14 protein-coding genes and 1 pseudogene are annotated in these 11,352 nt (G+C 62.9%); 12 read left to right on the top strand and 3 right to left on the bottom strand.

Features of this window, described 5'->3' with window-relative positions:
- Window positions 1-49 precede the first annotated feature (49 nt).
- The 7 genes from C481_RS09155 to C481_RS09125 all read left to right on the top strand — a co-directional run bounded on the left by C481_RS09155 (window position 50) and on the right by C481_RS09125 (window position 5,967).
- Window positions 50-496: a DUF371 domain-containing protein gene (locus C481_RS09155; protein WP_006108907.1), complete on the top strand. Its 447-nt coding sequence runs from the start codon at window positions 50-52 to the stop codon at window positions 494-496.
- A gap of 52 nt (window positions 497-548) precedes the next feature.
- The gene (locus C481_RS09150) at window positions 549-728 is read left to right on the top strand and encodes a hypothetical protein (protein ID WP_006108906.1); all 180 of its coding nucleotides are present in this window, start codon (window positions 549-551) and stop codon (window positions 726-728) included.
- 125 nt (window positions 729-853) lie between these two features.
- Complete coding sequence (locus tag C481_RS09145; protein WP_006108905.1) at window positions 854-1,735, top strand: endonuclease III domain-containing protein; 882 nt, start codon at window positions 854-856, stop codon at window positions 1,733-1,735.
- A gap of 146 nt (window positions 1,736-1,881) precedes the next feature.
- Window positions 1,882-3,024: an ABC transporter substrate-binding protein gene (locus tag C481_RS09140; RefSeq protein ID WP_049904550.1), complete on the top strand. Its 1,143-nt coding sequence runs from the start codon at window positions 1,882-1,884 to the stop codon at window positions 3,022-3,024.
- Window positions 3,025-3,087: 63 nt separating this feature from the next.
- Window positions 3,088-4,224: an ABC transporter ATP-binding protein gene (locus tag C481_RS09135; RefSeq protein WP_006108903.1), complete on the top strand. Its 1,137-nt coding sequence runs from the start codon at window positions 3,088-3,090 to the stop codon at window positions 4,222-4,224.
- Between the two features lie 14 nt (window positions 4,225-4,238).
- On the top strand, window positions 4,239-5,168 hold the full coding sequence (locus tag C481_RS09130) for an ABC transporter permease (protein WP_006108902.1): 930 nt from the start codon (window positions 4,239-4,241) through the stop codon (window positions 5,166-5,168).
- A complete protein-coding gene (locus C481_RS09125) occupies window positions 5,161-5,967 on the top strand; it encodes an ABC transporter permease (RefSeq protein WP_006108901.1) in 807 nt (268 codons plus the stop codon). The genes C481_RS09130 and C481_RS09125 overlap by 8 nt, the downstream gene beginning before the upstream one ends.
- Window positions 5,968-6,268: 301 nt before the next feature.
- On the opposite strand, the gene C481_RS09120 is transcribed toward C481_RS09125, so the two are convergent.
- Window positions 6,269-6,478 carry a hypothetical protein gene (locus C481_RS09120; RefSeq protein ID WP_006108900.1) on the bottom strand — a complete coding sequence of 70 codons (210 nt, stop codon included), beginning with the start codon at window positions 6,476-6,478 and terminating at the stop codon, window positions 6,269-6,271.
- 323 nt (window positions 6,479-6,801) lie between these two features.
- Between C481_RS09120 and C481_RS09115 the strand changes: the two genes are divergently transcribed.
- Window positions 6,802-7,242 (top strand): hypothetical protein, encoded by a 441-nt coding sequence (locus tag C481_RS09115; RefSeq protein WP_006108899.1) that lies wholly within the window; start codon window positions 6,802-6,804, stop codon window positions 7,240-7,242.
- Between the two features lie 69 nt (window positions 7,243-7,311).
- On the top strand, window positions 7,312-7,998 hold the full coding sequence (locus C481_RS09110) for an RNA ligase partner protein (protein WP_006108898.1): 687 nt from the start codon (window positions 7,312-7,314) through the stop codon (window positions 7,996-7,998).
- Window positions 7,999-8,046: 48 nt separating this feature from the next.
- Here C481_RS09110 and C481_RS09105 read toward each other — a convergent pair whose 3' ends face one another.
- Both C481_RS09105 and C481_RS21175 read right to left on the bottom strand, forming a co-directional pair.
- Window positions 8,047-8,313 (bottom strand): elongation factor 1-beta, encoded by a 267-nt coding sequence (locus tag C481_RS09105; RefSeq protein ID WP_006108897.1) that lies wholly within the window; start codon window positions 8,311-8,313, stop codon window positions 8,047-8,049.
- A 9-nt stretch (window positions 8,314-8,322) separates the two neighbouring features.
- Window positions 8,323-8,502, bottom strand: a complete 180-nt coding sequence (locus C481_RS21175) for an HVO_2753 family zinc finger protein (RefSeq protein WP_006108896.1) — start codon at window positions 8,500-8,502, stop codon at window positions 8,323-8,325.
- A 449-nt stretch (window positions 8,503-8,951) separates the two neighbouring features.
- On the opposite strand from C481_RS21175, the gene C481_RS09100 reads away from it, so the two are divergent.
- The 3 genes and pseudogenes from C481_RS09100 to C481_RS09090 all read left to right on the top strand — a co-directional run.
- Window positions 8,952-10,301 (top strand): Nre family DNA repair protein, encoded by a 1,350-nt coding sequence (locus C481_RS09100; RefSeq protein WP_006108895.1) that lies wholly within the window; start codon window positions 8,952-8,954, stop codon window positions 10,299-10,301.
- A 99-nt stretch (window positions 10,302-10,400) separates the two neighbouring features.
- The gene (locus C481_RS09095; RefSeq protein WP_006108894.1) at window positions 10,401-10,679 is read left to right on the top strand and encodes a hypothetical protein; all 279 of its coding nucleotides are present in this window, start codon (window positions 10,401-10,403) and stop codon (window positions 10,677-10,679) included.
- Window positions 10,680-10,870: 191 nt separating this feature from the next.
- Window positions 10,871-11,352: pseudogene (locus C481_RS09090) on the top strand (arginine:ornithine antiporter); the annotation flags it as partial.

Genomic DNA, 11,352 nt, shown 5'->3' with positions numbered 1-11,352 from the left:
ACCGATCGAAGTCGCACCTGTTTTCTGCACCAGGGTCCGTCGCTCGGGTATGACCGGCGATTCGGACGACGGGGGCGAGAGCTACGAGGAAATCATCCACGCGACGGGACACGAACACGTCAGCGCCGCCCACGCGAGCACCTTCGAGATAACGACCGACGACTACCTGACCCCCGCGGGCGACTGCATCCTCGCGATCGACGCCGACCGCGCGCCCGCCGATTTCGACCCCGAGTTCGTCGCCGCGTGCCGGGACGCGGACGCGACGATCACCGTCACCGTCGAGGCCGACGGCCACCGCGAGTCGGTCACGGGTCGCGGCCATCCCGACCTCGAGTTCACCAACGAGCGCAGCGCGGTCGGGCGGACCAGCGACTACGTCGACGATCGAACGGTCGTGGTCGGGGCTTCGTTCGCCGCCGAGGGATTCGATCGTGAACTCGTTGCAGCGCTTTCCTCGGGTGCCGAGGTGACGGTGACGGTGACGGTCGAGTAGCGACTCGGCAGACGGCCAGAACACCGATATGGGAGAGCGCTCATCGATCAGTATGTCACAACGCGTTATCTGTCCGCACTGCGAGACGAAAGTCGGCGTCGATATCAACCGCACGGTCCTTCGAACGCGCGAACGGACCGGTTCGCTGACCGACGGCTACGATCGGTCGGCGACGTGTGGCGAGTGCGGGGAGAAATTCGCCTGCAAGGTCGAAGATCCGCTCAGCCACTAAGCGTCCCGGAAGGCGCGTTTTCTGGAGTCCAATAGCTGAACGGTGGATGCGGCCACGGCAAGACCGCGCGCGAGAGAGAGAGGGAGAGAGAAAGACCGATGAGCGTTCCGTACTGATTTCGTCCTATGCGCGACGATTCGAATCCGGGACGCTCGGAGTCGAACGCGAACTCGAATTCGGACCCGGACGCAAAGTCGGATTCCGACCCCGAACCCGCCGTCAACATTAGCGGTGGAACCACGGGTGGTGGCGTCGCCGCCGAGTTCAACCCCGCAAGCGCGGATACCCGGGCCGAACGCGTCGTCGATCGACTCGGCGAACGATACTGGCAGAAAACCTACGGCGGGCAGGACGCCTTTACCTGTCTCGTCCGCACCATCTTGAGCCAGAACACGAGCGACAAGGCGAGTCAACCGGCTCACGACGCCCTGATCGACCGCTACGGCGGTTCCGATGTCGATCTCGCCGCTGAACTCGGCGCTGCGGAGCAGACGCAACTCGCCGAAACGATCAGTTCCGCCGGGCTCTACAACCAGAAATCCGAGGTGATAATCGGTGCTGCCGAGCGGGTTTGTGACGAGTTCGGCTCGGCGGCCGCGTTCGACGCTTTTGTCACGGACGAAGCGCCCGGCGAGGTCCGCGAGACGCTGCTCGACGTTCGTGGCGTCGGCCCGAAGACGGCCGACTGCGTGTTGCTCTTTGCTGGCGGTCGTAGCGGCGTCTTCCCCGTCGATACCCACGTTCACCGAATCTATCGGCGGCTGGGGATCGCACCGCCGGACGCGGATCACGAGGACGTGCGCGAGGTGTTAGAAGACGAGGTGCCGACCGCGAAGTGCGGGTTCGGCCACACCGCGACGATCCAGTTCGGCCGCGAGTTCTGTACGGCGCGGAAGCCGGCCTGTCTCGACGATCCGGAGGCGTGTCCGATGGCCGATATCTGCGACCAGGTTGGCGTCTACCCCGCAACCGGCGAGGTCGTTGATCCCGCCGAAACAGTAGAGTGAGTACGCCGGCCCAGTAGCGGGTATCTTTTCCGGACGGTTGCGCTCGGAGTCGCCGACTCCGCTCCTGAACTCGTTTCGTGTCGCCGAGATGTCTTTCGAATATCACAACGGTTTTATGTCGCAACCCGGGTAGAACCGGGGCACCAATGGCTGCAGGCCCAGAACGGGATGCAGAGACCAGTAAAACGAAGTCAGCGATTGAGTCGAAAACCGAATCTGTGGGCAAATCGACATCGAGACGCCGGCTACTGTCCGCAACGGCAGTGGGATCTGTTACCGCACTCGCTGGGTGTGCCAAATTGCTCGGGCACGGAGATCCGTTGCGCGTGAGTATCTGGAGCGGGAATTATGCGGATCGCTTCGAAGAGGGCGTCGTCGGACGGTACGAAGACGAGTTCGAAACGCCGATCGAGATCTATCCCGGCTGGAGCAACATCCTCACGGATATCCAGACGGCACCAGCGGACGACCCGCCGTTCGACGTGACCGTCGCCGAGGGGAATTTCTACTACTACGGTCGCCAGGACGATCTCTTCGAACCAATTCGGACGGAGAACGTTCCCAACGCCGAGGAGATCATCGACTTCTATCGGGAGATGCGAAACACGGAGTACGGGTTGCCGGTCGACGGCGCGCCCTGTACGATCATCCACCGCGAGGATGGGGATGTCGATCCCGAAACCTGGGGCGACCTCTCGTCGGCTGCGATCGAATCGAGTTCGGGAATCGGCGTCGATACCGGGTTCTGGTGGTACCCCCTCTACGCTGCGGCGATCGGCATGGACGAGGAGGACGGTGCTGAGGAGATGCACGATACGGCGTACCACGAAGATGTGCTCGCCCAGGTCGCAGACTGGAACGTCCAGAGCTGGGCGAGTTCGGGCGAGGACATCTGGCAGGCGTTCGAGAACGGCGTCATCGACGCGGCCCAGTGGTACTACGATCAGACGGCCTACGACATCCAGGACTACGACGGGCTGACCCACACGATGCCAGAGCAGACGACGGGCTGGCTCAACAACTGGTGTGTCGTCCGCGGAACCGACAAGCGAGACGAGGCCGAGCAGTTCATCAACTTCCTGCTCGATTCCGACGTGCAGTCTACCTGGTCCGAGAGTCATCCGATGGTGTTCAGCAACGAGAACATCGAGTACGCCAGCGGCCTGGAGGAGGACCTCCCGACGACGACCGAGGAAGCACAGAACATCGCGTTCCCCGACTGGGAGTTCCTCTCCGAACACAACGCGACCCTCTCCGACGAGTTCACGAGTATCCAACAGCGTTCCTGATTGCACCAGCGAAAGAGCACACACGAGTGTCCAAGTTCTGAGTGAACACGATACCAGATACCAATGTCAGAGATCACGCTACACGACCTCGAAAAGCAGTATGGCGAAACGACCGCCGTCGAAGACGTTTCGGTCGAGATTCGGGACGGCGAACTGTTGTGCCTGCTCGGCCCGAGCGGAAGCGGAAAGTCCACGACGCTCCGCATGATCGCCGGGCTCGAGACGCCGACGAGCGGCACCATCTCGATCGAGGCGGACGACGTTACCGACCAGCCAGCCTACGAGCGAAACACCTCGACCGTCTTCCAAGACTGGGCGCTGTTCCCGCACAAGTCCGTCCTCGAAAACGTCGCGTTCGGACTGAAGATGCGCGGCATGTCGAAAGACGAGCGCCACACCCGAGCCCGGTCGATGCTCGAACGCGTCCAGATGGGCGGCTACGGCGACGACGACCCGACGAATCTGAGCGGCGGTCAGAAACAACGCGTCGCGCTCGCCCGCTCGCTCGCGGTCAATCCAGACGTGCTCTTGCTCGACGAACCGCTGTCGAACCTCGACAAACGGCTCCGCGAGGACATGCAGATCGAACTTCGCGAAATCCACGAGGACCTGGAGGAAACGTTCGTCCACGTCACGCACGACCAGGACGAGGCGTTCACGCTCGCCGACCGGATCGGCATCATGAACGAAGGCGAACTCGTCCAGGTCGGCGACCCCGACGAGGTCTACGAGAACCCGAAGAATCGCTTTATCGAGGCCTTCCTCGGCGACACCAACTTCGTCGACGCCGTCGTCACGCGCACGAGTTCGGACGCCGTTCACGTCGATACCGAACTCGGTACCGAACTCGTCTTACCGACGGACGCCGAACCGGCCGTCGACGAGGGAACCGGCCTCACGCTGTCGCTGCGTCCCGAAATCCTCTCGATCGACGGCGAGACCGGTCGCCACGAACCGGCTGGCAAACAGGCGGTCGCCACGGACGGAAGCGCACACAACGCCGTCACCGGCACGGTCGAAAACGTCATCTACCGCGGGTCGACCGTGCGCTACTCCGTCTCGATCAACGGATCGTCCATGTTCGCCGAACGAACCGACGCGAGCACCGGTGCCCACGCCGCCGGCGACGACATTCGACTCGAGTGGGACGGTGAGGACGTGCTCGCGTTCAGTGACGATGGCACGCGCGTTACCCTATAATACCTGAGATACCAATGACTACTACGAACACGCACGACCCGAGTTCACTCGACCGAATTCGAGATGCGGTCGTCGGCCAGTCGAACTCGCGGCGGGCGCTGCTGTTGATGGCACCGCTGATCGCGTTCGAGTTGCTGGTCTTCGTGATTCCGTTCTTCATCCTGCTGCGGATTAGCGTCGCATCCGGATCGGCCGATCTCCCCTACGAACCGGGGACGTGGTCGCTCGATGCGTATTCGTCGGTGATCGAGAACATCCTCTCGTTCGATCTATTCTGGAGTATTCTCGTCTACTCGTTCGTCTTGGGCGGGGCCGTGACGATCGTAACCGTCGGTATCGCCCTGTTCTACGCGTACGCGATCTGGCGCTCGAACGGCCTCGTCAAGTCGCTCCTGTTGTTCTCGGTTATCCTGCCGCTGCTTACGACGTTGGTCATCCGGACCTACGCGTTCACGCCGCTGCTCTCGCCGACGGGCACGGTAAACGATATTCTGCTCTCGTTGAACCTCCTCTCGGAACCGATTCAGTTCGTGCCGGGCACAGTCGGTGCCGGGATCGGTCAACTCTACATCGTCCTCCCGTACGCCGTCCTGGCGATTTACAGCGTTATGGCGACGATCGACTGGGACATCGTCGAGGCGGCGCGCGACCTCGGCGCGAGTCGACCGCGGTCGGTGGTCGAAGTCGTCGTCCCTCAGGTGATGCCGGGCGTGATCGTCGCGACCGTCATTTCCTTCGCCTGGAGCGTCGGCTCGTACGCCGCGCCGGGGCTGCTCTCGGACAATTACACGTTCGCAATCTACATCGAGAGACTCCTCCTGACCGACCAGCGCTACCCCACCGCCGCCGCCTTTTCGGTCATCATGCTCGTCCTGATGCTCATCAGCACGGGCGCTCTCTTTGCGATCCTCAACCGCTTCGGAGGTGACTTCGACCTTGCATAGAGAAACCGTCGAAAACCGCGTGTTCCGCGCCAGCTACCTGGCACTGCTAGTGTTCATGCTGCTGCCGCTGTTCGTCGTCGTCGTCACGTCGTTCTCGCAGGCGGGCCGGCTCGCCTTCCCGCCCGAGAGCTACTCGCTCGTCTGGTACGGCGAGTTCTTCGAGAGTACGCGCTGGCTCAGAGCCTTCACGAACAGCATTATCATCGGTGTCGGGACGGCGCTGCTCGCGTCGTTCCTCGGCGTGACGGGTGCCTTCGGGCAGGAACTCGACACCGACGACTCCCTCGGGGCGATACTGCAACCGCTCGTGCTGATCCCGCTGTTGATCCCGCCGGTGGTCCTCGGCATCACGCTGTTGATGTACTTCAGCGAGGTCGGCCTGCGCGGCTCCTACGCGAGTATCATCCTGGCGCACACGCTCTGGGCGACGCCGCTGGTCTACTTCGTCATGCGATCGGTCTTCAGCCGGTTCGACTGGCAGCAACTCGACGCGGCCCACGACCTCGGTGCGGGACCCGTGCGCTCGTTCGTCCACGTCGTCCTGCCGAACGTGAAACACGGCATCCTCGTCGGCGCGCTGCTCGCGTTCATCATCAGCCTCCAGGAGTTCGTGATGGCGTTGTTCCTCTCGACGCCGAGCACGACGACGATTCCGGTGCTCGCCTGGACGCAGATCCGCCAGGCGCTCGATCCGATGGTGAGCGTCGTCTCGACGTTCTTGATCCTGATCTCGATCGGGGCGATCGTTCTCGCGGCGATCGCGACGAATCTGGAGTGGCTGTCGAAACAACTGTCCTAAACTCGGCGTTTCCGAACGCAACGGCCGTTCTCCGCGTTTCTCTCGGCGCTCTCGAAACCGCGTGCTGTCGATGGGGATGAGGCGTCCGGTGACGAGTTCAGTGAAGCGCGTGCGAGTTCACCCGAGCGTCGCGTTTGCGGGCCGAGTTGTGCGGTAGTGTCGGTAGCTGTCGCCGTGGTTCCGATGGCTGTGGTGGTGACGGTGATGGTGGTCGTCTCGAACACCCCTGCCAACTCGGCTGCCCGCCGCGACCCGAGTTCACCAACGCGGCTGCGACGCGGCTGAACTCGGATCGCGAGGATCAGTCGGACCCGGGTCGGTCGGGGTCCGGCGGGGCGACGCGACAGCCGCAGGGGCTGGCGACGGCCTCGCCGGGGCCGAGCATAGTGGTCTGTGCGACGGGTCTGTCACAGCGGGGACAGCGCGGGAGTTCACACTGGGCGAGTCGGTCGGGGTGGCCGGTGTCGTCCTCGTTGCCACTATCGGCGGTGTCGTTGGCGTCGTTGATCATGACAACTGACACCTCGTTGTGCTCGTACTCCGGCAGGAGAATCGCGTTGCTGATCGAATTGATCGATGCGTCAGTCGTGCGGGATGTTTATATCCCGTGAGAATGTACGCAAACATGGCTTCGAGCTGCGCGTTAGAAGCCACGTCTCGGGTGTTACAGCACCCGGGGCACTTTCGTACCCGGCGTCGTGGCTTCCGTTCTAATTGTTGAACGGTAGTGACTTATATCTACCGTTGACCGGCAGGAACGAGTTCGTGCGGACGGCGCCGACCGGTGGGAGCCAAGCGGAATTCTCATCGGGTTGGGGGCACAACTGACGGGCAATGCGAATCGAACTCCGCGTCTGTCAGCACTGTCTCGACGGCGATCACGCGAGCGCCCAGAAGTCGGAACTCCTCCAGGACATGGTCGACTGCGCCGAGAAGATCCAGGAGTACAAGGAGGTGCTCGATCTCGACGCCGTCCACATCCGTCGCGTCCGCGACGACGAACCCGGCAAGCCCGAGGCGCTGCCGGTCGTCGCCGCGACGATTCAGAACAACCAGATCGTCCTGAACGACACGCAACTCGTCGCCGAGGGACAGGACGGAAACATGCTCCTGTACGCAAATCCCGACGACATCCTGACGGTGCTTGCGGGCAATATCGACGAGATCAGCAAGGCCGTCACCGAAGACGTTACCGTCGACCTCTCCGACCGCGGCGCACAGATCGTCTCCCAAGCCGATCTGGGTGCCAATCGCGACCGGCAACCCGACCCGTGACGTAACCTCTCGAGACCGGCTGTTCTCGCTGCGATGGGGTTATTTGCCCGTTCGACCCCTACACTCTCCATGGCCACGGCCACCTCCAGCGGGGCGTTCAAACAGCGGTTCGTCCTCGATACCTCGCTGTTTCTCACCGAGGAGATTCGACAGGACGACGAATCGCTCGAGTCGGCCATCCTTCGACTCCTCGAGTTGATCGCGAACGCCCGACTCAACCTCGGCATCTCGTGTTACGTCCCGCCGACGATCCACGACGAGCTCACGACGATACTCGCGGACCGCGAGGTCGACGACGCGGTCTTCTCCCGGCTCAACACCTGGATCATCCGCAAACACCCGGACCGGTACGCGGTCACCATTCCCGCCCACGTCGTCTACAGTTTCGTCGACGAGATGAGCGGCCGCGTCGACCGCGGCCTCCGCGTTTCCGAAACCGCAGTCCGGCGCGCCGAAACCGCAACCGACGAGACGGTTCCGGAGCACGACCACAAGACCGAGACCGACGCGATCATCTCCGACCTCCGCGAGAAGTACCGCAACGCCATGCGAACCGGCGTGCTCGACTCCCGGGAGGACTTCGACCTGCTGATCCTCGCTCGTGAACTCGACGCCGGCGTCGTCACCGAGGACACGGGTATCATCGACTGGACCGAGGACTTCGGCCTGCGCTACATCAGGGGCCGAGAGTTCCCGGATCTCCTCGAACAGTACCTCACGGCGATCGATTCCGACGCCAAACGAACCGTCGACTAACCGAACGAATACCCTCGCGAAAAGCGATCCGCAATCTGCAGTAGCGCGTTATATCCGACCGACGTTGTCGACATCGACGCTTTCGACGCCGTCAACGCCAGTGAAGTTCTCCTCGACGGTTTCCGTGCCGCCCGCACCGTCGGGGACGATCACGGTCGGGTACAGTGCGACGAGGCCGAATGCGACCTCCTCACGCTCGACGCCGTTGATCTTCGCACCCTCCGGAAGGGCGGTCTCGAGACGCTCCTGGAGCGCGTCCAGGTCGATCTCTGGGCTGTCCGGCATGACCTTGATTTTGGCAGCTACTTTTCCCATCGTAACACCTCAGGGCCCGGTAAACCCGCAGTCGGGGCACTCGTACAGGTTGCTCTGCTTGCGACACTTGGCACAGCGGTAAATCTGCTGGCCACACTCCGGGCACTTGAACGCGGCTGCGTTCGTGCCGGCGATATTGATCCCACAGGAGACGCAGGACCGTGTCTGGCGATCGTCCGTCGTACTCATACCCCTCCCTTTCCGCCCGCCGTTTTTAACGGTTGTCTTTTGCGTGTTCCAACTCGAACTCGAATCCGAACCCGAATCCGAACCCGAATCCGAACGAAGGATCTCAACGCGCACGTGCATCCGGTTCAGCGGCTACCGATCCGACCCCCTGCCGTCAACTCCCTCCCTCTTCGAGGATTATCTGACTCAGAAAACGCCCGGGAGGTTACTTTATGACCTGGGGGAAAGCAGTAAGTGCGGCCTGGTGCCCGCTGTCTGCTAGCCACTGGCTGCTGGCTGATTGGCGATGGTCGACACCCGGTACGATACTCGATCACCTCGCCCGCTTGCCGGGCCGCTGCCTCTGACATTTCGCCTGGGGGCCACCGAGCACTACAACTCTAGCGATCGCTCGCGTGGGCCACCCGGCAACTCAACATTCAAACCCCAGCGCTCCCTATAGCGAGTGAATGCGCCTCGACGACTACATCGAGGAACTCGAACCCGACGAGGAGGCAAAACGCCGCCGCCTCGCAAAGGAAAAGTCCTACGCGATTACGGACCACTTAGAGGAGTTCGAACGGCGGTTTGACGACGCCCTCAGCGGCGACACCCTCGTCGGATCGACGGCACCCTCCATCTTCGTCGGTCGATCGAACTACCCCGACATTCCGATCGGCGTGCTCTCACCCGTCGGCGACGAGGACGCCGCCGAGGAGTACGTCACCGACGGCAACTGGTACCAGCAGGGGTACGCCATCGACGACGTGCTCCAGCGCCGGACCGGCCTGCTGAACTCGAACAAGCGCGCGAACGTGGACTCGCCGAGCATCGCCAGCCGGCTCACCCCCTCGGTCCACGACAGCTGGGACGGCTTTGTCGGCGTCCAGCGCGAGGTCGCCATCGCGGATCGACCGGTCGACCTGGAGATCGGACTCGACGACACGCCCGATCTCAGCCTCGATGCGGGGACGGACGTTGCGACGCCACGGGGCCCGCGTGCAAACGCTCGCAACGCCGAACTCCGGGAGAACCCTTACGTCCCGAAACCGGTCAAGAAGACCCTGGAGGACGACGACTGGCAGGCCCAGGGCGCGATGACCTACCTCTACCGGCGCGGCTTCGACGTCTACGACATCAACTCGATCCTCTCGGCCGGCGCGCTCGGCGAGACCAAACAGCGTCGGCTCGTCCCGACACGGTGGTCGATTACCGCCGTCGACGACACCGTCAGCCAGTTCCTCCGCGGCCGTATCCGGTCCGAACCGAGCATCGACGAGGTGCAGGTCAGGGTCAACGAGTACATGGGCAACCGCTACTGGATCGTCCTCGCCCCCGGCAACTGGGAGTTCGAACTCGTCGAGATGAAAGCACCGGGCAGCATCTGGAACCCGAACCAGAACGGCGACATCTGGCTCCAGAGCGCGAGCGAGGGCTACGACGGCCGCACGAGCTACGTCGAAGAAACCGCCGGCGCGTACTACGCCGCGCGACTCGGCGTCCTCGAATACCTCGAATCGATCGGCCGCCAGGCGAAGTGTCTCGTCCTCCGCGAGGTATCGGACGACTACTGGGCCCCCGTCGGCGTCTGGCAGGTCCGCGAAAGCGTCCGCAACGCCTTCGACGGCACGCCCGGCAGCGCGAGCACCCAGCCAGCCAGCGAGCGAGAATCGCTCGCGGGCGAGTACGGCGAAGCCGAAACCTTCCACCAGGCGGTAGCGGCAATCGCACCGCAGTTGCCGGTCTCCTACGCCCGACTCCAGCGCAAATCCGAACTCGCGGCGGGACTGCAGACGAACCTGAGCGCCTTCTCACACTGACTCCTGCTCGTCCCAACGTCGATACGAACCGGCGAGGTGATGGGACGACACAGCCGAAACGGGGGAACGCCTTTGACCGCACGGCGTCTCGATACCGGTATGCTCACACCGACTCCTGGGGCTCTCCCGCCCGACATCGGGACCGCACTGGCCGCCCTTTTTCTCCTGTTCGGCGTCCCCGCGCTCATCTTTGGCTTCATCTTCCTCTACACCGGGTACGTCCGCTACGATGCCGAACAATACCTCGCTGAACTCGACGCGACCGAGGACACCGACACGACACCGAGTTCAGACCGGGCGCACACGAGTTCCCAGTCGCGGTCACAATCACGATCGCGTTCGGAGGACACGGAATCGCCACAAACCGACGGCGAATAACCGGGTTTCGCTCGAGCAACGACCGGAACGCGGACGCTGATCACTGAGACGCGGCGATTCGCCGCCGACCGCCCCGGTTCCCGTTCGATCGGTAGACTGTGTGTCGTGCATCCACGGTTCTCGGTACCAGATTGCATGCTTAGGGGTAATAAACCATTGTCCTTTTATTCTCGTGCTGCATATCACGGCCAATGGCACTCGACTTTACGCCGACGTCGATCGACGAACTCGACCCGGATCGCCGGCCCTCGTTCAGGCTGGCGCTCGTTCCGGTCTTGCTGGTCGTCGTCTTCCTCGGCATCGGCTCGGCCGTGCTCGGACTCGATCCGCACGCGCCGTTGCTCTGGAGTATCGTCGCAACAGGGGCCTACGGGTACTACCTTGGCTACTCCTGGGATGAACTCTACGAGGGAATTTCGAACGCCCTCATGATGGGGCTGCAGGCGCTTTTGATTATTTTCACCATCTACGCGCTCATCGCCACCTGGATCGACGCCGGGACGATTCCCGCGATGATGTACTACGGCCTCGAGCTGCTGTCGCCGTCGGTGTTCCTCCCCGCTGCGGCGATCCTCGCCGCCGTCGTCGCGTTCGCGATCGGCTCCTCCTGGACGACGGTCGGGACCCTTGGCGTGGCGTTCGTCGGCATCGGTTCGGGACTCGGCGTCCCCGC

This window comes from Natrialba asiatica DSM 12278 (assembly GCF_000337555.1).
Taxonomy (GTDB): Archaea; Halobacteriota; Halobacteria; order Halobacteriales; family Natrialbaceae; genus Natrialba; species Natrialba asiatica.
Note: the sequence above shows the minus strand (reverse complement) of the source record. Positions and strands in the feature narration are given on the sequence as shown.

Excerpts from the sequence above, each read along its gene's own strand:
- C481_RS09155 (WP_006108907.1), top strand. The coding sequence starts at position 50 with ATGACCGGCGATTCGGACGACGGGGGCGAGAGCTACGAGGAAATCATC.
- C481_RS09150 (WP_006108906.1), top strand. The coding sequence starts at position 549 with ATGTCACAACGCGTTATCTGTCCGCACTGCGAGACGAAAGTCGGCGTC.
- C481_RS09145 (WP_006108905.1), top strand. The coding sequence starts at position 854 with ATGCGCGACGATTCGAATCCGGGACGCTCGGAGTCGAACGCGAACTCG.
- C481_RS09140 (WP_049904550.1), top strand. The coding sequence starts at position 1,882 with ATGGCTGCAGGCCCAGAACGGGATGCAGAGACCAGTAAAACGAAGTCA.
- C481_RS09135 (WP_006108903.1), top strand. The coding sequence starts at position 3,088 with ATGTCAGAGATCACGCTACACGACCTCGAAAAGCAGTATGGCGAAACG.
- C481_RS09130 (WP_006108902.1), top strand. The coding sequence starts at position 4,239 with ATGACTACTACGAACACGCACGACCCGAGTTCACTCGACCGAATTCGA.
- C481_RS09120 (WP_006108900.1), bottom strand. The coding sequence starts at position 6,478 with ATGATCAACGACGCCAACGACACCGCCGATAGTGGCAACGAGGACGAC.
- C481_RS09115 (WP_006108899.1), top strand. The coding sequence starts at position 6,802 with ATGCGAATCGAACTCCGCGTCTGTCAGCACTGTCTCGACGGCGATCAC.
- C481_RS09110 (WP_006108898.1), top strand. The coding sequence starts at position 7,312 with ATGGCCACGGCCACCTCCAGCGGGGCGTTCAAACAGCGGTTCGTCCTC.
- C481_RS09105 (WP_006108897.1), bottom strand. The coding sequence starts at position 8,313 with ATGGGAAAAGTAGCTGCCAAAATCAAGGTCATGCCGGACAGCCCAGAG.
- C481_RS21175 (WP_006108896.1), bottom strand. The coding sequence starts at position 8,502 with ATGAGTACGACGGACGATCGCCAGACACGGTCCTGCGTCTCCTGTGGG.
- C481_RS09100 (WP_006108895.1), top strand. The coding sequence starts at position 8,952 with ATGCGCCTCGACGACTACATCGAGGAACTCGAACCCGACGAGGAGGCA.
- C481_RS09095 (WP_006108894.1), top strand. The coding sequence starts at position 10,401 with ATGCTCACACCGACTCCTGGGGCTCTCCCGCCCGACATCGGGACCGCA.